We start from the raw sequence: 21,397 nt of genomic DNA, 5'->3' as shown, positions 1-21,397 counted from the left end.
GAGGCAGCTATGGGAAAAGTAATGCTGGAAGTAAACAATCTGAAAACGAAATATGTGACTCGTTTTCATGAAGATGTATACGCCGTAGACGGAGTCTCCCTGAAGATTGAGGAGGGAAAATCCCTCGGTGTAGCAGGTGAGTCCGGCTGTGGTAAATCGACGCTGGCGCTGTCCCTGATGGGCTATTATTTCGCACCGCTTCACTACATCAGCGGCGATATTATCGTAGATGGAAGAAAAATTTCCGGAATGAAACCAGACGATGTCCGGAAAAATATTCTGGGCAATGAGATCGCCTACATTCCGCAGGCAGCAATGAATGCTCTGAACCCGACACAGAAAATCATCCGATTTGTAGAAGACGTTATTCATGCGCATGATCCGAAAATGCCGAAAAAGGATATTTATGATCTGGCAAAAGAACGTTTTGAAATCCTGGGATTGCCGGAAGAGGTTCTGCAGAAACACGCCGTAGAACTTTCCGGTGGTATGAAACAGAGAACGGTAATTGCAATTTCCACCATCCTTTCTCCGAAGGTACTGATTGCCGATGAGCCTTCATCCGCACTGGATGTAACTTCCCAGAAGATGGTTATCAAGATGATGCGAGACCTGATGGAAAAAGGATTTATCAAATCCATGATCTTCATCACCCACGAGCTGCCGCTTCTTTACAACGTAACTGACGATATTATGGTTATGTATGCCGGACAGATTGTAGAAAAAGGTACCGCAAAAGAAATGGTATTCGATCCGCTGCATCCATATTCCAAAGGTCTGATGGGATCGATCATCGTTCCGGAGGAAGGTGTAAGAGAACAGAAGCTGACTGCAATTCCTGGAACTCCGCCAAACCTGAAACATCCGCCGGAGGGCTGCCGCTTTGCAGACCGCTGTCCTTATGCACAACCAACCTGCCGCGGTATGAAACCAGAGGTCATCGAGCTGCCAAACGGAAGAGAGTACCGCTGCCTGATGTCTGAGAGAAAGATTCGGGAGGTGTATGCAAATGTGTGATGGAAAAGAATTAAAACCATGCCTTTCCGGAAGAGGTGTGACGAAAGTGTTTGGTTTTGGTGATGCCAAAACGGTCGCTGTAGACCATGTGGATTTCGATTTTCATGAGGGTGAATTTGTTTCCATCGTAGGAGAATCCGGATCCGGAAAAACAACGCTTTCCAAGATGCTGCTCGGACTGATCAGTGTAACCGAAGGCGAAATTGATTTCCAGGGTAAACCAAGAGACATCTCGAACGGAAAGAAGAAAAAAGAGTACTGGAAGGGAATTCAGGCAATTTTCCAGGATCCGTTCGCTTCCTACAATATGTTCAAACGTGTAGATTCTGTTCTGCTGGATTGCATTAACATGCGCGGTGACAAAAATCTGCCGAAAGAAGAAAAAGAACGTCTGATGACAGAGGCCTGCAGCTTTGTTAACTTAAAATACGCAGAACTGACAAACAAATATCCATTTGAGCTGTCAGGAGGCCAGATGCAGCGACTGATGATTGCACGTATTTTCCTTCTGAAACCAAAGATTCTGCTTGCCGATGAGCCGACGTCCATGATTGATGCCTGCTCACGTGCAACGATCCTTGATATGCTGCTGAAGTTGCGTGATGAGATCAATATGACGATTATCTTCATTACCCACGATATTGGTCTTGCTTACTATGTATCCGATAATGTTTATATTATGGAGCATGGAAAATTTGTAGAATCGGGACCGGCAGAAGAAGTAATTCTTCACCCGACAGCAGCGTATACCAAACGTCTGATCAGCGATGTTCCAAAGATTTATGAACCGTGGGATCTGACAACAGTATAACAATGGTACGAAAGCTGTTTCCCTGGAATCATGCTTTGCGTCATATATGAGTCTTGCGAAAAGAGAGACGGTGCACGGAAAAAAAGTGTACCGTCTTCTCTTTTTGTCAATAATTTTTCCGAAAAAATTGCTTTTTAAAGAAAAAACTGGTAAAATTAGTAAGGTTACAGAACCGAAAAGAAAACTGGGGGATGAAAAATGCGAAACTGGTTTCGCGGACTGAAACTGAACGAAAAATTTACCGTAACAACGTTGATCTTTATTTTTATTCCGCTTTTTGGCATGATGTGCTTTGGGTTTAGGAGTATCAAAAAGAATGCCATAGATCATGGGGTAAATGAAGCAGTAACAGCAATAGATCTTACCTGTGCGGAGGTGAATGCAAAAGCGAATGCCTGCTCAATGGTTGTAGATACGCTGCAGGAGTATGAACCACTGGAAAAATATCTTCTTCATCTCAGGAGGGGAGAGGAGATCTCGGAGAGCTATTATCAGCAATTTCGGAACAACAGCATCAGCATAATCGATAAAATGCAGGAGGCAATGCCGGATCTGTACCAGATCCATATTTTTGCCATGGCAGATGGTTTTCTGGAGCAGCAGCCGATCCTGTACCAGAAGGAAAAGATGAAAAACTGCGCCTGGTACCGAAGCTATCAGGGCGGAGGACAGTGGTTTTTTGACATACAGGAAAAAAATATTATCTCCGGTACAAAAAAAGAAGGTTCCCATTTGATGACTTATGTACGGGAGCTGCGGGATCAAAGCGGAGGAAGGCTTGGCGTGATCGAGGTATCCATGCGTATGGCAGACATATTTCCTGAAATCTATCGATCCGGTGACAGCAGCTGGGCCTGTTTTGTTGATGAAAATTGGAATTTATATGACTGCGGGAAGACAGCGGCAGCCTGCAAATGGCAGTCCTATCGGGGGCTGATTCTGTTCCGGGCAGGAATCCGTGACAGAAAAGAGAGTCAGCAGAGCGCGGTGATTGACCGGAAAAACGTTGCAATTGTGCTTCGGAAAGTCGATAAACTCAATGGAATGTTTGTAACATTGACCAATTTGGATGATGCAACCGGAAACATGATCAAACAGCAGCAGAGAATGCTGCTTGAATTTGCCGGCTTCGGACTGCTTCTGATTGTGGTGGTCAATCTGATTGTGCGTGGCCTGCTGAAGGAGTTTTATGACGTCCTGGGTGAGATGCGTCAGATTGACAATGGAACAACAAAGATAAAGGTTTGTTACAGCGCAGAAGAGATGCGGGAAATGAGCTATGGTATCAACGGAATGCTGGAGAGAATTCAGAAACAGAACGAGGAAAGCATCAAAAGGGAGGCAGCGCTGAAAGATACGGCAATCCGGGCAATGCAGAACCAGATTAACGCTCATTTTATTTATAATGTTCTGGAATCCATCAAGATGATGGCTGAGATTGATGAAGAATATACGATTTCCGATGCAGTGACAGCACTTGGTGAAATGCTGCACTACAATATGCGCTGGAATAAATTCCTGGTAACCGTTCAGGATGAGATGAATTATATTCAGAACTATGTGGAACTGATGAATCTGCGGTATGATTTCACAATAACACTGTCCGTTCAGATGCCGGAAAATTTGTATCGGCAGGATATCCCCAAGATGTCTCTTCAGCCGATTGTGGAAAATGCAATCACACATGGAATTGAGGAGCTGGATGCGGACGCCGTCATTGAAATCAAAGGAATAGAGCATGAAAAGAGCTTTGAGATTGAAATCACAGATTCCGGAACAGGCATGTCAGAAAAGCAGCTTGCAATTCTGAGACGTAAACTAAGGATGCGCCTGAATTCAGATACACAGCCGAAACATGGAATCGGGCTTCGGAATGTACAGGACAGAATCCACATTCAATTTGGAACAGAGTATGGGCTGTCGGTCTATACAAAAGAGCATTGCTATACGAAGGTGAGTATTCATCTTCCCATCACGAGGGGGAAATATTCTCTGATGGATCAAGAGGGTGACGAGAAAGAGGAAGAAAAAGAAAATGAATACACTGCTGGTTGTAGAAGATGAAAAATTAATTCGACAGGGAATCGTGGCGATGATCCGGCGAAGCAGCGTGCCGGTGGAGGAGATTCTGGAGTGTCGAAACGGAGAAGAGGCATTGGAGATTTTGAGAAAACAGAGGGTGGACGTTATGTTCACTGATATCCGTATGCCCAAAATGGATGGTCTGACACTGGTCAACAAAATGGAGGAGTTGTCACAGAAACCTGTTGTTATTGTTTTAAGCGGCTATGATGAATTTTCCTATGCGGTTGAAATGATGAAACATGGAGTTCGGGACTATATTTTAAAACCGATCAAGCGGGAGACGATAGAACAGCTTCTGGAAAATCTGGAACGAGAGCTTTCGGAGACCCGGGAAACGGAAGAAGAGGAAGAACGGTGCTTTTTAAATCAGCTCCGTTATCTGATGATGAATGCAGAAATGGCCGAAGAAAAAGAATGGATGGATATGGAAAGCAGGATCCGGCGATACATCGGAAACAACAGCTTCCGGATCCTGCTGACCAGCAAGGCAAATGGGGAACGGTTTTCGAAATGCAGCGGAATTCTGCTGGAAGGCGTAGAAGGAGGAGTTCTGTATCTTCTGCCGGAACCGGAGGCAGAGCGGATCATGAAAGAAAAAGATGAGAGATTTTGTCTCGGAGTGGGAAAAGAACATCGTTCTGTGATGGAAATTCCAGAGGCATACCAGGAAGCACTGCTGGCCCGGAAAATGGCATTTATACAGAAAAATCCTGTGGAAGAATATCAGAAAAAATGTTTTGAGGAAAAGCCGGAACTGGCACAGTTTCAGGAAAAATTTATTCTGCAGGTGCCAACGGACCGGGCAGATACTGTGCTGCGAAAAATGCGGAACTGGTATTTTGAGGCAGCACATCAGAGGGTTTCCCCCTATCAGCTTCTGGCAGTAACAGAAGCAATCTGTAAAGAGCTGGATCTTTTTCATCGAGTGGCGGAAAAACAGGAAAAATGTCCGCGCCCTCTGCAGTACCGTGATGCAGATCTGTTTCTGGATGCGTTTGAAAAATGGATACACGTTTACAGGGAAAGCCTGAAAAGTCAGACAGCCGGAAAAGAAAAAATGGAAGAGGCAATTTCATATATTCGGGAAAATTATGCAAAAGATCTGAATATGGCAATGGTATCTAACCATATTTGTATGAATTATTCGCTGTTTTCAGCAGCGTTTAAAGAACATACCGGTGTGAATTTTGTGAACTATCTGAAGGAGATCCGCATTGCGGAGGCAAAGCGTCTGCTGATTCAAACAGAAGATAAAATTACGGAAATTGCCAAACAGGTTGGATTTGAAAATGATAAGCATTTCATGAAATCATTTAAAACGGCATGCGGCGTATCACCGTCTGAGTTCCGAAAAGATTACAAAATGGTTTCCAACGGAAAGGGAGGACAGGATGAGTAAAGAAAAAGAAACCGGAAAAGAGAAGAGAAGAATCCGCCAGCTGGCGCGGTATTACATTCCATATAAGGGATTGTTTTTTACCGACATGTTTTTTGCAATGCTTGGAGCAGCCATTACACTGGTGATTCCACTGATTGTACGGTATATTACGAGTACGGTTGTGGAAAAGCCGCTGGAGCAGGCAACGGGTGAGATTATCCGCCTCGGTATTCTGATGATTGCTATGGTTCTGGTTGAAATGTACTGTAACTTTTATATTGCCTATTACGGCCATGTGATGGGGGCGCGGATTGAGCATGATATGCGGAACGAGATCTTCGGCCATTATCAGAAGCTTTCGTTTGCTTTTTTCGATAACCAGAAGGTCGGCCATCTGTTGTCGCGCATCACAAGCGATCTGTTCGATATCAGTGAGCTTTTACATCATGGGCCGGAGGATATTGTCATTTCGTTTATCAAACTGATCGGCGCGATGATTATTCTGTTTGTGGTAAATCCGATGCTGGCATGTGTGCCGCTTGTGGTTATTGTGGTGATGCTGCTGTTTGCGTTAGTGATGAACAGCCGCATGAAGAGTGCATTCAAGGAAAACCGCCGCAGAATTGCGGATATCAACAGTCAGATTGAGGACAGTCTTTCGGGGATCCGTGTTGTCAAATCGTTTGGAAATGAGACAGAAGAGATGCGTAAGTTCAATGCGGGAAATGACCGTTTTGTCGATTCGAAGAAGGTCAGCTACCGCTATATGGGAATTTACAATTCGGGAATGGGAGCCTTTTCGACGCTGATTACCGTTATTTCGCTGATTGTCGGCGCATTGCTGATGACAGGTGGGAAGCTTGGGGCAGCGGATCTGGTTACCTTTCTTCTGTACATCAACAACTGCACAGATCCGGTGAAAAAGCTGGTGAACTTTACGGAGCAGTTCCAGAATGGTTATTCCGGTTATGAACGTTTCCTGGAAATTATGAGCATCGCACCGGACATCCAGGACAAGCCGGATGCACTGCCACTGAAGAATGTGCAGGGAGAAGTAACCTTTGAAAACGTTTCGTTTCACTATGAGGAGTCGAAGGAAAACGTGTTAAGCAATGTGAATCTGCATGTCCCGGCCGGCGACTATGTGGCACTGGTCGGCAGCTCCGGCGCCGGAAAGACGACGCTTTGCTCGCTGATTCCGCGTTTTTACGATGTGACGGAAGGACGAATTCTGCTGGATGGAAAGGACATCCGCGATGTGAAGTTAAAGGATCTGCGCGATGAGATCGGTATTGTGCAGCAGGATGTGTACCTGTTTGCGGGAACGATCATCGACAACATCCGCTATGGCAGACCGGATGCGACCGACGAGGAGGTCATCCGCGCAGCGAAAGCGGCCAATGCACATGAATTTATCATGGAGCTGGCGGACGGCTACGACACCGATATCGGCCAGCGCGGCGTAAAACTTTCCGGTGGCCAGAAACAACGGCTTTCCATCGCCCGCGTATTCCTCAAAAACCCGCCGATCCTGATTTTCGACGAGGCAACCTCAGCGCTCGATAACGAAAGCGAAAAAGTCGTCCAGAAATCTTTGGAACTTCTGGCGAAAGACAGGACAACCTTCGTGATTGCGCACCGGCTGTCCACAATCCGGAATGCAAAGCGGATTCTGGTGCTGACGGAGAATGGAATTGCGGAGGAAGGCACACATAAGGAACTGCTCGCGAAAGGCGGGATTTATGCGCATTTGTATGAGATGCAGTTTTGATGAAAATTTCATTAGTATGACAGAAAGGCAGCGGAAGAGAAACCGCTGCCTTTTTTGACACTTTCTTATTTTCTTCATACTCTATAAAGAACAGAAAATGAAAGAGGAACATGGTATGGATTCATCCCGTATGAATCGCGGCTGCTGCGGTGCGAACAATATGCAGAACCGCCGCGCCGCTTCAAACAATATGGAACTGAAGATGGAACCAAGGAATTTCCCGCGGAAAATGCAGCATGTAGATCATATGATACCTGCAATGGCGTACGTTCCGATGCAGCGGTTTGAACAGATCTATGATCTTTCCGCAGCATTAAAAAATGGAACCTTATTCCCGGAACTCTGTAAACCATTCTGTGGAAAGGGAGGAGGAGAGTGCCTATGATGCCGCAGATGCCATCCCGTGAAAAGCTGCTCGCCTGGATTGATCAGGTCAGCTTTGCTGTTGTTGAAATGAACCTTTACCTCGACACCCACCCGGAGGATGAAGATGCACTTGCCTTTTTCCGGGAAAAAGTGGAGCTTCGAAAAGAAGCACTGAAACAGTACGCAGAACAGTACGGCCCGCTCACGATCGATACCGCCAACGACCGCATGAGCCGTTCTTTTGAATGGGTTATGCAGCCATGGCCGTGGGAAGTCAACCGGAAAGGAGGGTGCTGACGGATGTGGAATTATGAAAAACGCCTCGAGTATCCTGTAAACATCACGACACCAAACCCCAAAATCGCCCAAATTATCATGAGTCAGTATGGTGGCCCGGATGGAGAGATGGGCGCATCCATGCGGTATCTCTCTCAGCGTTTCACAGCACCGAACCGAATTGTAGCGGGGGTGTTGAATGATGTTGGTACCGAGGAATTAGCTCATCTCGAAATGGTATCCACGATCGTTCATCAGCTTACCTGTAATCTTTCGCTGGAAGAAATTCAGAATTCCGGTTTTGCTAATTACTATGTAGACCACACAGCCGGAATCTGGCCACAGGCGGCTGGCGGAGTTCCGTTTAATTCTTGTGAGTTCCAGTCGAAAGGTGATCCTTTGACAGATTTGTTCGAAGACCTCGCTGCGGAGCAGAAAGCCCGGTCAACGTATGATAACATCCTTCGTTTGGTAAAAGATCCTGAAGTTGCAGATCCGATTCGTTTCCTGCGGGCACGTGAGGTTGTGCATTTCCAACGTTTTGGTGAAGCGCTGCGTTCTGTACAGGACGAATTGAATTCGAAGAACTTTTATGCGTTTAATCCGTCGTTTGATGCAAAGACTTTCTGTGCGGCACCGCAGCCAGGGGCAGGTCAGGGGAATTGCTGCACAAGATAGTAAATTAAAAATCAAAGAACAGCACACCACTGGAAAATCCCATCTGAAAAACAGGTGGGATTTTTTGGGTTTACAGTAAGAAATTCTTATCCAGTCGTAAATCATTATCCCATCATAATATAGAAAAAAGACTTTCAAAAACAGAACAGTCAGAAAGGATGTTCCATGGAAGCAATGAATTATGTAAAGCCCGAACTCATCGTCGTTGCGTTCGTGCTGTATTTTTTCGGTGTTGCTTTGCGGCAGTCGCAGGCGGTGAAGAATAAGTACATTCCGCTGATCTTAGGCGGCATCAGCATGGTGCTGTGTGCGGTTTGGGTGATGGCGACGAGTGAGATTGAGACGGCGAAGGAGGGGGCGATGGCGGTTTTTACGGCGGTCACGCAGGGGATTCTGGTGGCGGGGCTGAGCAATTATGTGAATCAGATTATCAAGCAGATCCATAAGCCGGAGTGAACGGCGCTTCAAAAAATCTGTGTTATGCCGGGCAGTCTGAACCATCAGAAAGGGGAGAATATGAAAATTGATCGGTCGTATCTTGGAAATCAGAATACGTATGCGGAAAACAATCCCAAATGTATCGTAGTCCACAACACCGACAACTTCGCAGCAGGTGCCGATGCGCGGGCACATGCGAGAGCACAGCATGACGGGAATTTCCAGAACATTTCCGCACACTATTACGTCGATGACGGTGACACAGCCTACCAGGCGGCACCGCACAGCCGGGGGTGCTGGCATGTCGGCATTAATTACGGCGGAAAAAATCTGTTTCAGCAGTACGGCAACAAGAACAGCATCGGCGTGGAGATGTGTGTGCAGGCCGGGTATAATTATGAAAAAGCATTTGAGAATACTGCGGCACTGGTGCGGGAGATCATGCGGGAGACGGGGATTCCGCTGGAAAGAGTCTATCGTCATTATGACATCTGCAGCAAATACTGTCCGAGCCAGATCATGAACCGCGGTGACTGGGACCGCATGAAGCGGATGATCGGAAGCGGTGCAGGGAGCACAGGAACGGGAACAGCAGGCAGCGGAACAGGAAAAACGTATGCGCCCGGGATCTATCAGGTGCAGACAGCGGCCCTCAACATCCGTCAGGCACCGGATGCGGACAGCAGGATTGCCGGAACGATCCGGGATCAGGGAAGCTACACGGTGACGGAAATCCAGAACACAAGCTGGGGACGGCTTCTCTCAGGGGCAGGCTGGGTCAACTGCCATACAGCGTATTGCCGTTATGCCGGTCCCGCAAAAGAAAAATCGGCAGAGACAGCAAAGTCATCCGGAAAGACAGTCGCAGAGGACGGAATCTGGGGCGAAAATCTGACGCGCCGTCTGCAGGAACTTTTCGGCACACCGCAGGATGGAAAAATCAGCAATCAGCTGGCCGTCAACCGGAAATTCTGTGATGGCATCACAGCCGCCGAGTGGGACAGTACGCCAAAAGGCGGATCGGCCCTTGTAAAAGAAATGCAGAAATGGGCATCGGCCGGCATGGACGGCTATATCGGTCCGCAGACAATCCTCGCCTGGCAGAAAAAACTCGGTACGCCGATCGACGGCACAGTAAGCAGCCCATCCGCCATGGTAAAAAAACTGCAGAAGTGGTGCAACCAGAAATAGAAAAAAGAATACTCAAAGACCCGGTTTTGTGTTATACTGGAAGATAGTTTAAAATGAACAGAAAGAAAAGAGCTTCAAAAAAGACTCGAAGTGTCAAATGTAAAATACAAAAGAGAAAAAATAAAGGTAATTTTTGCATACAGATTCATCGGGGGGAATTGCGGCTGACAGGAGAGAACAACAGCAGATGAGAAAAAAGGCAGTAAAAAATGCAGGAATGATACGAATTTATCTGAATATGGCATGGAAACTTTTGCAGAAAAACCTGCTTAGCATCGTGATATTTGAGACGGTCTACCGCCTGTTTTCCAGCCGGCTGGTTTCAAGACTCGCCAATGCGGCGATCAACTTTTCCTTAAAACAGCTGGGAACGAGTTATATGACATCGGAAAACTTCAACAAGATCATGCTGCATCCGCTGACCCTTCTGCTGATTTTTGGAATTCTGCTTGTTTTCTTTTTCTGTATGCTGTTTGAAATCTATGCTGTCATGGCGGCTCTGGAGGCCTCCTGGAAACGAAAACGGATTTCCGTTCCTGTCATGATGCTTGCCGGCGGAAGAGGAGCTGCACAGTTTGTGCGTGCCCGCCCGTGGACCTGGTTTTTTTACATGGCAGCGAGCTTCCCGTACCTTTGGCTGCACAGCAGCTACAGCGCCATCCGCAGTATGAAACTGCTTCAGGTTTCCCTGACGAAGATTTTCAATGCCTTCCCGGCATACTGGATCCCGGTGGTGCTGACGATTCTGCTTATCGCGTTCTCGTTTGTGTTTTCCTACACCATCCCGTTCCGGTGCATGATGACGGAAAAAGAGAAAAATACCCATCTGCGGGTGCGTCAGACACTGGAAAAACGCGTGCTGCGTGAGCTTGGCATCAACGTCTTTTTCCAGGTGATGATTTTTCTGATTACGTGGGTTTTGTATCTGATTTTCGGAACGGCTGTCGTTGCCTATGCAAAGCTGGTGAAAACGCCGTCTACCGTTGTCAGTACCGTCATCGTCTACGGTGACTGGGTCAAATCGACGATGAGCCTGATCGGCGGAGCGTTCGGCCTTATCGGAAGCATTACGTATCTGTATCTGATTTTTATCCGTTCCTCCCGAAAGGGCTACCAGAAGAGCCGGACAACGAAAAAGCCGAGCTCGAAGCTGGTACGCACCTTCTGCGGTCCGGTAACGGCGGTGGTTCTCACGATCGCCATGCTGGCGGGAGAAACGGTTTATCTTGTATATGCCATGCGCGCAACACGTGCAGAGGCAACGGCTTCCTCCCAGTATATTTCGGTGTCAGCGCACCGGGGCGGAGCCAGAAAAGCACCGGAAAATACGATGAGCGCGATCAAATATGCAGTGGACAGCATGTCGGATTACGCGGAGATCGATGTACAGGAGACGAGTGATGGTGAGATTGTCCTTATGCACGACACAAATCTGAGGCGGACAACCGGTCTGAATGCCAGCATCTGGACCCTGACCTACGATGAAATCAGCCAGCTCGATGCCGGTGTACGATTCAACAAAAAATTCCGCGGCGAGCAGATTCCGAAGCTGGAAGAAGTCATCGCGTACGCGAAAGGAAAAATCAACCTGAATATCGAAGTAAAATACAACGGCCACAACCAGAATATTGTCAAAAAAGTGGTGAAAATCATCGAGGACAATGACTTTGTGGATCAGTGTGTGCTGACTTCCATGAACTACAATTTCCTCAGGCAGGCAAAGAAAATCAATCCGGATATCAAGACCGGGTATACGATGAAAATGTCGTACGGAGGCCTGGAGGATATGGACGCGGCGGACTTCTTTTCTGTAAAATATACGTACATCACAGAAAGCTTTGTAGAGCATGCGCACAGTCTTGGTAAAGAAGTCTGTGCCTGGACGCTGAATTATCAGGGAGATATGCAGCGGATGGTCAACTGCGGCGTGGACAACATTATCACGGACGATCCGGAGCTGGTGCGTAAGGTTATCCTCGGAACGACCGACCGAAATCCGGGCTTTGTCAGCCTGCTTGGCTATGCACTGAAATAAATGGAGTAAAACAATGGAGGTGGAAACTTCATGGCAGAGAAAGTAAACATGCCATCCCAGAAGAAAGAAAAGAAGAAAAAGAGGAAGAAAAAACTTCCTTCGGATTTTTATGATTATAACCTGCTGGCCTGCACTATTTTGCTGGTCAGCTTCGGACTGATTATGCTGTACAGCGCGAGTGCCTACGAGGCGGCCAGTACATTCAAGGGAAATGATATGTATTATTTCACGCATCAGGCGGGGCTTTCTGCTATTGTTCTGGTGGGGATTGTGATATTGTCGAAGTTTGTAGATTATCATAGTGTATGGTTCCAGCGGATTGCAGCACTGGTATACTGGGGAAGTCTCCTTCTGATGGCGGCGGTAAGGTTTACGCCGCTTGGTTATGAAGCCTACGGGGCGAGAAGATGGCTCCGGATCGGCGGTGGCAGTCTTCAGCCTGCGGAGATTGGAAAGCTGGGGCTGATTCTGTATTTGCCATACATTATCCTGAAGATGGGAAAAAATATGCGTACCATCCGCGCAAAAGCAATTGTCCTCGGACTTGGCGTGCTGCAGGCGCTGGCTGCGTGGATTCTGACGGACAACCTGAGTACCGCCATTATTCTGGGACTCATCGCCTGCGTCATTTTGTTTCTGGCGGACCCGGAGGTAAAATTTTATGCGCGTGTGATTCCGGGCGCGGCGGTAATTGGCGTTTTTGCGATTATCATTTTAAAAAATAATCTGCAAATCTTTGAAAGAATAGGCGGTGACTTCCGGTCGAATCGTATCTATGAATGGCTTTCTGGAGGCAGCTATCAGATTCTGCAGGGACTTTATGCGATTGGATCCGGTGGATTTCTCGGAAAAGGACTTGGCAACAGTACGCAGAAGATTACAACAATTCCGGAAGCACAGAACGATATGATCTTCTCGATCATCTGCGAGGAGCTTGGAATATTTGGCGCGATTCTTGTATTGCTGCTGTTTGGCTACCTGCTGTACCGTCTGTTTGTGGTTGCACAGAATGCGCCGGACGCGTATGGAATGCTGATGGTGAGCGGCGTTTTTGCACATATTTCCATTCAGGTTATTCTGAACCTGTGCGTTGTTCTGAAACTGATGCCGGCAACGGGAATTACCCTTCCATTTATCAGTTACGGAGGAACATCGGTGCTCTTTATCCTGACGGAAATCGGCATTGCCCTGTGCGTCTCCCGCTTTATTGTGTTCCAGGATGGAAAGAGCGGAGAAGGAGAGGCACAGGCGGAAGAACAGTAAAAGTAGAAAAATCTATTGACAAATGCCGGAATAACAGATACACTTTTTTCGAAAGAAATACTGGCTGCCGGGTAGAGGCAGGAAGGAGCAGAATAATGTTAGAAAAGATAAAAGAAATTTTAGTAGAACAGCTCAACTGTGATGCAGACAGCATCAACGAAGATACCTCTTTTAAAGATGACCTGGGTGCAGATTCCCTGGATCTCTACGAGATGGTTATGGCATTAGAAGACGAGTACGGAATTGAAATCGACACCGACGAACTGACAGACCTTTCTACCGTCGGCGACTTTATGGAATATTTGAAACAGCACGGCGTAGAGGTCTGAAAAAGAGCATTGCCGCTGGCAAAAGTGGAAGGATGGTGCAGCTCGGAAGAAACGCCGGGCTGTTTTCCATTCTAAATAAATGGTGGAAGGGAACAGACAAAAGGATTGTTCCAGAAAAACCAGAAATCAGGAGAAAAGAAAAATGAGCAATGTAAAAACAAGATTTGCACCGAGCCCGACAGGCCGGATGCATGTAGGAAACCTGCGTACTGCCCTGTATGCGTATCTGATCGCAAAACACGATGACGGAACCTTTATGCTCCGTATCGAGGATACCGACCAGGAGCGTTTCCAGGAAGGCGCACTTGATATCATCTACCGTACCTTAAAAGAGACCGGCCTGGTACACGACGAGGGACCGGACAAAGACGGCGGCTGCGGCCCGTACGTACAGAGCGAGCGTAATGCAGCAGGTCTGTACCTGAAATACGCAAAACAGCTGGTAGAGCAGGGTGACGCTTATTACTGCTTCTGTGACGCAGAGCGCCTGAGCCAGTGCAAGCGTAACGTAGGCGGAAAAGAAATCTCGATCTACGACAAACACTGCCTTGGTCTTTCCAAAGAGGAAGTAGAGGCCAATCTGGCAGCCGGCAAACCGTACGTCATCCGTTTCAATATGCCGACCGAAGGAACCACAACCTTCCACGATGAGATCTACGGAGACATCACCGTAAACAACGAGGAGCTGGAAGACCTGATCCTGATCAAATCCGACGGATATCCGACCTACAACTTCGCAAACGTCATCGACGACCATCTGATGGGTGTAACCCACGTTGTCCGCGGTAATGAGTATCTGTCCTCATCCCCGAAATACAACCGTATTTACGAGGCATTCGGCTGGGAAGTTCCGGTTTACGTACACTGTCCGCTGATCACCAACGATGAGCATCAGAAGCTGTCCAAACGCTGCGGCCATTCTTCTTATGAAGACCTGATCGATCAGGGCTTCTTAAAAGATGCCATTGTCAACTTCGTAGCCCTTCTTGGATGGAGCCCGGAAGGAAACCGCGAGATCTATTCTCTCGAGGAGCTGGTAAAAATCTTCGATTACCACCACATCAGCAAATCTCCGGCCGTTTTCGATATGACAAAACTCCGCTGGATGAACGGCGAGTACATGAAGGCAATGGACGACGAGAAGTTCTATGAGATGGCGCTTCCGTATATCCAGAAGACAATCCACCGTCCGCTCGATTTTAAGAAAATTGCAGCCATGGTAAAAACAAGAATCGAAGTATTCCCGGATATTGCAGACCTCATCGACTTCTTCGAGGAAGTTCCGGAGTACGACGCTTCGATGTACACTCACAAAAAGATGAAGACAAACGAGGAGACCTCCCTTGCACTTCTTCAGGAAGTAAAACCGCTGCTGGCAGCGCAGGAAGATTTCAGTAATGATGCTCTCTTTGAGATGCTCAGCGCATTCGGAAAAGAAAAAGGATACAAGACCGGTTATATTATGTGGCCGATCCGTACCGCTCTTTCCGGAAAACAGATGACACCGGCCGGCGCAACGGAAATCCTTGAGGTTCTGGGAAAAGAGGAGTCTCTTGCCCGCATCGACAAAGCGATTGAGAAATTATCCAAATGATATATAATAATTCACAGAAAAAAGCGGTGATGCATACCACCGGCCCCATGATGGTCCTTGCCGGACCGGGGTCGGGGAAAACCGCAGTGATTACGGGGCGGACCTGCCAGCTTGTAACGAGCGGCATTTCCGCCTCTCGTATTCTTGTCGTAACATTTACGCGTGCGGCGGCAAAAGAGATGAAGGAGCGGTATTTGAAGGCGATGGGAAAGACGAGTACCCAGGTCACCTTTGGAACGTTCCACGGGGTATTCTACGCGATTCTGCGCCATACGTACCGCATGTCCGGCAACAATATTTTAAGCGAGGAAGAGAAAAAGCGGCTGATGCGCGAGCTGGTCAACCACTATGCCAGAGACCTGGAGGAAGAGGATCTCGAGGAAAATCTGGCGCGCGAAATCAGCACTGTGAAGAACAATCAGATCCCGCTGGAACATTACTATTCCGCCTGTATGCCGCAGGAAAAGTTCCGCGAAATCTATGAGGCGTATGAGAAATGGCGGAAGGAGAACAAAAAACTCGATTTCGACGATCTGATGGTGCAGTGCAAACGTCTCTTTCTGGAGCGGCCGGAGGTCCTTCGCGCCTGGCAGCAGAAATTTCAGTATATCCTGATTGACGAGTTTCAGGACATCAGCCCCGTGCAGTATGAGATTGTGCGGATGCTGGCGCTGCCGGAAAATAACCTCTTTATTGTCGGGGATGACGATCAGTCGATTTATCAGTTCCGCGGGGCCAAGCCGGAGATCATGCTGAATTTTCCGAAAGATTACCCGGGCGCGGCGCAGGTAGTGCTCGATAAAAATTACCGTAGTACGGAATTTATCGTGAAGCGGTCCCAATGCCTGATCCACCACAACAAAAAGCGGTATGAAAAGGCGATTTCCACCGACAACGAGAAAGGCGCTCCGGTTGCAATCCGGGGATATAAGAACCCGCGCGAGGAGATGCGTGCCGTTGCCGAGGAGCTGCGGGAGGCGGAGAAAAACGGCTGTCCGTATGAAGAGATGGCGCTTTTGTTCCGCACGAATCTTGGCTGCCGGACAGCAGTAGAGGAACTGATGGAAGCACAGATCCCGTTCCAGATGCGGGATACCCTGCCGGATCTCTATGACCACTGGATTGCGAAAGATCTGCTGACGTATCTGAATCTTGCGATGGGAAGCCGGAAGCGCGGCGAGTTTTTAAAGATTGCCAACCGCCCGAACCGTTATCTGTCGCGGGATGCCTTTGAGGAGGCGACTGTTTCGTTCGATGCACTTCTGGAATATTACGAAGAAAAAGACTGGATGTGCCAGCGGATCCGCAAACTGGAGCAGGATATCACGACACTGACGCATTTATCGCCGTTCGGCGCGGTCAATTACATCCGCTATGCGATCGGCTATGAACAGTATGTGAAGGAATATGTTGCATACCGCCATCTGAAAGAGGATGATCTGATTTCCGTTTTGGACGAGCTGCAGGAGGCGGCAAAGAGCCAGAAAAGCATCGAGGGCTGGTTTGCACATATTGAGGAATACCAGCAGAAGATGAAGGAAAAACAGAAGCAGCGCGCAGAGAGTGCGGAAGGAGTTATGGTTTCCACCCTGCACAGCGTCAAGGGACTCGAGTACGACAAGGTCTATCTTCTTGACGTCAACGAGGGCGTAATGCCGTATCAGAAAGCAGTCCTTGCGGAGGCGATCGAGGAGGAGCGGCGGATGTTCTACGTCGGAATGACGCGCGCCCGGAAAGAGCTGACGCTCTGTTATGTGGAGGAACGGTTTGAAAAGAAAGTCGAGCCGTCCCGGTTCCTGGACGAGGTGATCCAGTAAATTTGTACTGTTGTGAAAGATGTTGAAAATAAATTTACTAATTGATAAAATTTTAACAAATAATACATTGACAAAGTTTTAACAATGAAGTATAGTAATACCTGTAAGCGGGAACAATAAGATGACCGCAAAGCGAGGAGGAAAAACATTATGAAAATTTTATTTTACGATACCCAGAGCTACGACAGAGAATCTTTCGACCGAACCAAAGAGCAGTTTCCAGAAATTGAAGTGGAATATTTAAAAACCGGCCTTGCTGCAAGAACCGCTTCCCTGGCAAAGGGCTACGATGCCGTGTGCGCCTTCGTAAACTCCGATGTCGGAACAAAAACCGTAGAAGCACTGCATGAGGCAGGCGTCAAGCTGATCCTGATGCGCTGCGCAGGCTTCAACAACGTAGATTTAAAGACAGCTGCAAAATACGGCATTGATGTACGCCGTGTACCGGGTTATTCCCCGGAGGCTGTAGCTGAGCATGCGATGACACTGGCCATGACGGTCAACCGCCACATGCACAAAGCATATACGAAAGTAAGAGAAAACGACTTCAGCCTGGGCGGACTGATGGGATTTAACTTCTATCAGAAGACCGCCGGAATCGTCGGAACCGGAAAAATCGGTGCGGCTATGGCAAGAATCTGCCGCGGTTTCGGCATGAAAGTCATTGCTTACGATGTATACCAGAATGAATCCTTAAAAGATTTTGTTACGTACGTAACTCTTGATGAACTGCTGGCACAGAGTGATCTGGTCTCCCTGCACTGCCCGCTGATGGACAGCACATACCACATGATCAACCGCGAGAGCATCAAAAAGATGAAAGACGGCGTGATCCTGGTCAATACGTCCCGCGGAGGTCTGGTAAAGACAGACGACCTGATCGAGGGAATCCGTGCAAGAAAATTCTTCGGCGTCGGCCTTGACGTATACGAGGAGGAAACCCCGAACGTATTCGAGGACCGTTCCGATGAGATTCTGGAGCACTCCACCACAGCACGTCTCCTGTCCTTCCCGAACGTTATGATCACTTCACATCAGGGATTCTTCACCGAGGAAGCACTGCGTGCGATTGCAGAGACCACACTGCAGAATGCACTGGATTTCGAGGCAGGAAAAGAGACCCCGAACATTGTCCGTGCATAATGGAAATCCACTAGAAAACAGTTATCTTATAAGAGAACAAGAGACAACCCATTTTCGGCGGGTTGTCTCTTTTAAATTATGAGAAAATAGTGTATGATGGTAGATAGCAGAAAAAACGGCCAGAGGAAAACACTGGCCGGATACAAAAGGAGAGCAGGATTTTATGGACTGTAAAGAAGCAGAAAAATTAATACAGCCATACGTGCAGGGAAATATGCCGGAGAAAGAGATGGAACCGTTTATTTCCCATATCCGGAAATGCCATACATGCCACGAGGAACTGGAGACATATTTTATTGTGAACCGTGCGATGGCATATTTCGAGGATGACGCGCCCGATTCCTACAATCTGACAGGACTTCTGGAACGCGATCTGGAGAAAAAAGAGGAAGAAGCGAGACACCGCCGGTACAAAGATACGTTTTTCCGGGTGCTGATGCTGATTCTCGTTCTGTTTCTGGTGCTCCTGGCTCTGCACTATTTTGAAGTGATAGAATTACCCTGGCTGAAAGGATTATTATGAGTGATAAAATCGTATTACTGGACGGACACAGTATTCTGAACCGGGCTTTTTACGGCGTACCGGATCTGTCCAATGCAGAAGGACTGCACACGAACGCCGTATATGGATTCCTGAATATTCTGTTTAAAATTCTCGATGAGGAGCAGCCGCAGTATCTTGCCGTGGCGTTTGACCTCCATGCACCGACATTCCGCCACAAAATGTATGACCAGTACAAGGGAACGAGAAAGCCGATGCCGCAGGAATTGCGCGAACAGGTCCCGGTGATCCAGGAAGTGCTCGCAGCAATGGACATTGAGATTGTCACAAGAGAGGGCTATGAGGCGGATGATATCTTAGGAACGCTCGGCCGCAAATGCGAGGCGGAAGGGATGGAAGTTACGATCGTATCCGGAGACCGCGATCTGCTGCAGCTTGCAACGGACCACATTCTGATCCGGATTCCAAAGACCGTGAAGCGTGTGACGACGATCGAAAATTACCACACGGCAGAAGTGCTGGAAAAATACAGTCTTCTCCCGAAACAGATCATCGATCTGAAAGCGCTGATGGGCGATACCGCAGACAATATCCCGGGTCTGCCGGGTGTCGGCGAGAAAACCGCGACGAAAATCCTGCTGCAGTACGGGACACTGGAAAATGCGCATGCACATTTCGAGGAGATCAAACCGAACAAGGCAAAAGAGGCGATGCGTGATCATTATGATCTGGCGGAATTAAGCAAAAAGCTTGCAACGATTGATACCGATGCGCCGGTGGAGCTCGACCGTGAAAAAGCGGCACTCTCGAATTTTTATACACCAAAAGCGTATGAGATGTTCAAACGTCTGGAGTTTAAAAACCTGCTGGGCCGCTTCGAGGAGACGAGTGCAGAACCAGAGGATGCCGTCTTTCTGCGCACCGTAACGGATTTTTCCGAGACGGAAGAACTCTTTGGAACCATCGCGAAGGAGGAGAAGGCAGGAGCCGCTCTTCTGACAGAAGAAACCCCGAAGGACGGACCGATGGCAGATCGGAGCCGTTCACTTGTCGGTATGGCAGTTGCGTATGGAAGCGGAGAGCCGGATGTTGTTTACTTCCCAGCAGAAGGTTTCCTGACCGGAGATTATTTAAAAGAAAAATTGACTGAGCTGCAGAAGCAGATTCCGGTTTTCTGCGTCATGGACGGAAAAGAATTTCTGAAGGATATGCCGGACGCCGATGAAGCCCATCTGTTTGATGCCGGAATTGCCGCGTATTTATTAAATCCATTGAAATCACAGTATTCGTACGATGATATCGTAAAAGAGTACGTACACCGCTATGTGCCGGCAGTGGAAGAGATCTTCGGCGGAAGCAAGATTCCGGCCGCAGGAAAGATGACGCCGGAACAGCAGGAGTCGTATGCAGGTCATCAGGCGTATGCTGTATTTGCCGCACAGGAAAACATGGAAAAGCTTCTGAAGGAGCAGGGCATGTGGGATCTGTACCGGAATGTGGAGATTCCGCTGGTGTTTACGCTCCGTCAGATGGAAACGGATGGAATCGCCGCAGAAAAAGAAGCACTTTCCGTTTACGGAGCTGAGCTGGCGGAGCGGATCGGAGAGCTGGAGGCACAGATCTACAAAGAGGCCGGCGAGGAGTTCAACATCAATTCCCCGAAGCAGCTCGGCGTGATTCTGTTTGAAAAGCTGCAGCTTCCGGGCGGCAAAAAGACCAAGACGGGTTATTCCACCGCCGCCGATGTGCTCGAAAAGCTCGCACCGGATCACAAACTCGTTGCCGATATTCTGGAGTACCGCCAGCTTGCCAAACTGAAATCGACGTACGCCGACGGTCTGCAGGCCGTGATCGGGAAAGATGGAAGAATCCATTCGACATTTAACCAGACCATCACCGCGACCGGCCGCATCAGCAGTACCGATCCGAATCTGCAGAACATTCCGGTGCGGATGGAGCTTGGCCGTCTGATCCGGAAAGCCTTCGTGCCAAAGCCTGGCTGTGTCTTTCTGGATGCCGACTATTCCCAGATTGAGCTCCGCGTGCTGGCCCATATGTCGGGCGATGAAAACCTGATTGAGGCGTACCGCGAGGCGGAGGATATCCACCGCATGACGGCATCGAAAGTGTTCCATGTGCCGCTTGAAGAGGTAACACCGCTGCAGAGAAGAAATGCGAAGGCGGTCAACTTCGGTATCGTATACGGTATCAGTTCGTTCGGTCTGGGCCAGGATCTCGGCATCAGCCGGAAAGAGGCAGAGGCCTATATCCAGCAGTATTTTGAGACGTATCCGGGTATCCATGAGTTTTTGAACCGTTGCGTAGAGGATGCCAAAGAGAAAGGCTATTCCGTGACGATGTTCGGACGCAGACGGCCGATGCCGGAGCTGAAATCGAGCAACTTTATGCAGCGGTCATTCGGCGAGCGTGTTGCGATGAATGCGCCGATCCAGGGAACGGCGGCGGATATTATTAAAATAGCGATGATCCGCGTGGCGAAACGGCTGAAAGAGGAGCAGTTAAAGACCAGACTTCTTCTTCAGGTACACGATGAGCTGCTGCTGGAAGTGCCGGAAGACGAGCTCGAAAAGGCAGAACAGATCCTGGAAGAGGAGATGACCGGGGCAGCACATCTGGCTGTCAAACTCGAGATCGATATGCACACAGGAAACAACTGGTACGAGGCGAAATAGCGCACTCATA

At 48.4% G+C, this 21,397-nt stretch carries 18 protein-coding genes; all 18 read left to right on the top strand.

Annotated features, from left to right (window positions below):
- Positions 1 to 9: 9 nt before the first annotated feature.
- The 18 genes from DW642_RS12175 (at position 10) to polA (ending at position 21,387) form a co-directional block, all read left to right on the top strand.
- On the top strand, positions 10 to 1,017 hold the full coding sequence (locus tag DW642_RS12175) for an ABC transporter ATP-binding protein (protein ID WP_199596442.1): 1,008 nt from the start codon (positions 10 to 12) through the stop codon (positions 1,015 to 1,017).
- Entirely contained in the window at positions 1,010 to 1,828 is an 819-nt protein-coding gene (locus tag DW642_RS12170; protein ID WP_117510330.1) for an ABC transporter ATP-binding protein, read from the top strand. Before DW642_RS12175 ends, DW642_RS12170 begins: the two co-directional genes overlap by 8 nt.
- 198 nt (positions 1,829 to 2,026) lie before the next feature.
- The gene (locus DW642_RS12165; protein WP_117510329.1) at positions 2,027 to 3,892 is read left to right on the top strand and encodes a sensor histidine kinase; all 1,866 of its coding nucleotides are present in this window, start codon (positions 2,027 to 2,029) and stop codon (positions 3,890 to 3,892) included.
- The gene (locus DW642_RS12160; protein WP_117510328.1) at positions 3,864 to 5,312 is read left to right on the top strand and encodes a response regulator; all 1,449 of its coding nucleotides are present in this window, start codon (positions 3,864 to 3,866) and stop codon (positions 5,310 to 5,312) included. Before DW642_RS12165 ends, DW642_RS12160 begins: the two co-directional genes overlap by 29 nt.
- Positions 5,305 to 7,062 (top strand): ABC transporter ATP-binding protein, encoded by a 1,758-nt coding sequence (locus tag DW642_RS12155; protein WP_117510327.1) that lies wholly within the window; start codon positions 5,305 to 5,307, stop codon positions 7,060 to 7,062. The genes DW642_RS12160 and DW642_RS12155 overlap by 8 nt, the downstream gene beginning before the upstream one ends.
- A gap of 115 nt (positions 7,063 to 7,177) precedes the next feature.
- Complete coding sequence (locus DW642_RS12150) at positions 7,178 to 7,447, top strand: spore coat associated protein CotJA (RefSeq protein WP_238033462.1); 270 nt, start codon at positions 7,178 to 7,180, stop codon at positions 7,445 to 7,447.
- Entirely contained in the window at positions 7,444 to 7,725 is a 282-nt protein-coding gene (locus tag DW642_RS12145; protein ID WP_022462706.1) for a spore coat protein CotJB, read from the top strand. Before DW642_RS12150 ends, DW642_RS12145 begins: the two co-directional genes overlap by 4 nt.
- A gap of 3 nt (positions 7,726 to 7,728) precedes the next feature.
- The gene (locus DW642_RS12140; protein WP_055218834.1) at positions 7,729 to 8,382 is read left to right on the top strand and encodes a manganese catalase family protein; all 654 of its coding nucleotides are present in this window, start codon (positions 7,729 to 7,731) and stop codon (positions 8,380 to 8,382) included.
- Positions 8,383 to 8,547: 165 nt separating this feature from the next.
- Positions 8,548 to 8,838, top strand: a complete 291-nt coding sequence (locus tag DW642_RS12135; protein ID WP_117510326.1) for a phage holin family protein — start codon at positions 8,548 to 8,550, stop codon at positions 8,836 to 8,838.
- Between the two features lie 60 nt (positions 8,839 to 8,898).
- Positions 8,899 to 10,011: an N-acetylmuramoyl-L-alanine amidase gene (locus tag DW642_RS12130; RefSeq protein WP_117510346.1), complete on the top strand. Its 1,113-nt coding sequence runs from the start codon at positions 8,899 to 8,901 to the stop codon at positions 10,009 to 10,011.
- Between the two features lie 187 nt (positions 10,012 to 10,198).
- The gene (locus DW642_RS12125) at positions 10,199 to 12,046 is read left to right on the top strand and encodes a glycerophosphodiester phosphodiesterase (protein ID WP_117510325.1); all 1,848 of its coding nucleotides are present in this window, start codon (positions 10,199 to 10,201) and stop codon (positions 12,044 to 12,046) included.
- Positions 12,047 to 12,076: 30 nt separating this feature from the next.
- Positions 12,077 to 13,309 (top strand): FtsW/RodA/SpoVE family cell cycle protein, encoded by a 1,233-nt coding sequence (locus DW642_RS12120; RefSeq protein ID WP_242991189.1) that lies wholly within the window; start codon positions 12,077 to 12,079, stop codon positions 13,307 to 13,309.
- A 95-nt stretch (positions 13,310 to 13,404) separates the two neighbouring features.
- Positions 13,405 to 13,638, top strand: a complete 234-nt coding sequence (gene acpP / locus DW642_RS12115; RefSeq protein WP_022462712.1) for an acyl carrier protein — start codon at positions 13,405 to 13,407, stop codon at positions 13,636 to 13,638.
- A 142-nt stretch (positions 13,639 to 13,780) separates the two neighbouring features.
- A complete protein-coding gene (gene gltX, locus DW642_RS12110; RefSeq protein ID WP_117510324.1) occupies positions 13,781 to 15,232 on the top strand; it encodes a glutamate--tRNA ligase in 1,452 nt (483 codons plus the stop codon).
- Complete coding sequence (locus tag DW642_RS12105; protein WP_117510323.1) at positions 15,229 to 17,049, top strand: ATP-dependent helicase; 1,821 nt, start codon at positions 15,229 to 15,231, stop codon at positions 17,047 to 17,049. The genes gltX and DW642_RS12105 overlap by 4 nt, the downstream gene beginning before the upstream one ends.
- 150 nt (positions 17,050 to 17,199) lie before the next feature.
- Complete coding sequence (locus tag DW642_RS12100) at positions 17,200 to 18,192, top strand: 2-hydroxyacid dehydrogenase (RefSeq protein WP_117510322.1); 993 nt, start codon at positions 17,200 to 17,202, stop codon at positions 18,190 to 18,192.
- Positions 18,193 to 18,355: 163 nt separating this feature from the next.
- Positions 18,356 to 18,715, top strand: coding sequence for a zf-HC2 domain-containing protein (locus tag DW642_RS12095; RefSeq protein WP_022462716.1), 360 nt, complete (start codon positions 18,356 to 18,358; stop codon positions 18,713 to 18,715).
- Positions 18,712 to 21,387, top strand: coding sequence for a DNA polymerase I (gene polA / locus DW642_RS12090; protein WP_117510321.1), 2,676 nt, complete (start codon positions 18,712 to 18,714; stop codon positions 21,385 to 21,387). The genes DW642_RS12095 and polA overlap by 4 nt, the downstream gene beginning before the upstream one ends.
- Positions 21,388 to 21,397 lie beyond the last annotated feature (10 nt).

Source organism: Blautia sp. AM23-13AC (assembly GCF_003435675.1).
In the GTDB taxonomy this organism is placed as follows: domain Bacteria; phylum Bacillota; class Clostridia; order Lachnospirales; family Lachnospiraceae; genus Fusicatenibacter; species Fusicatenibacter saccharivorans.
Note: the sequence above shows the minus strand (reverse complement) of the source record. Positions and strands in the feature narration are given on the sequence as shown.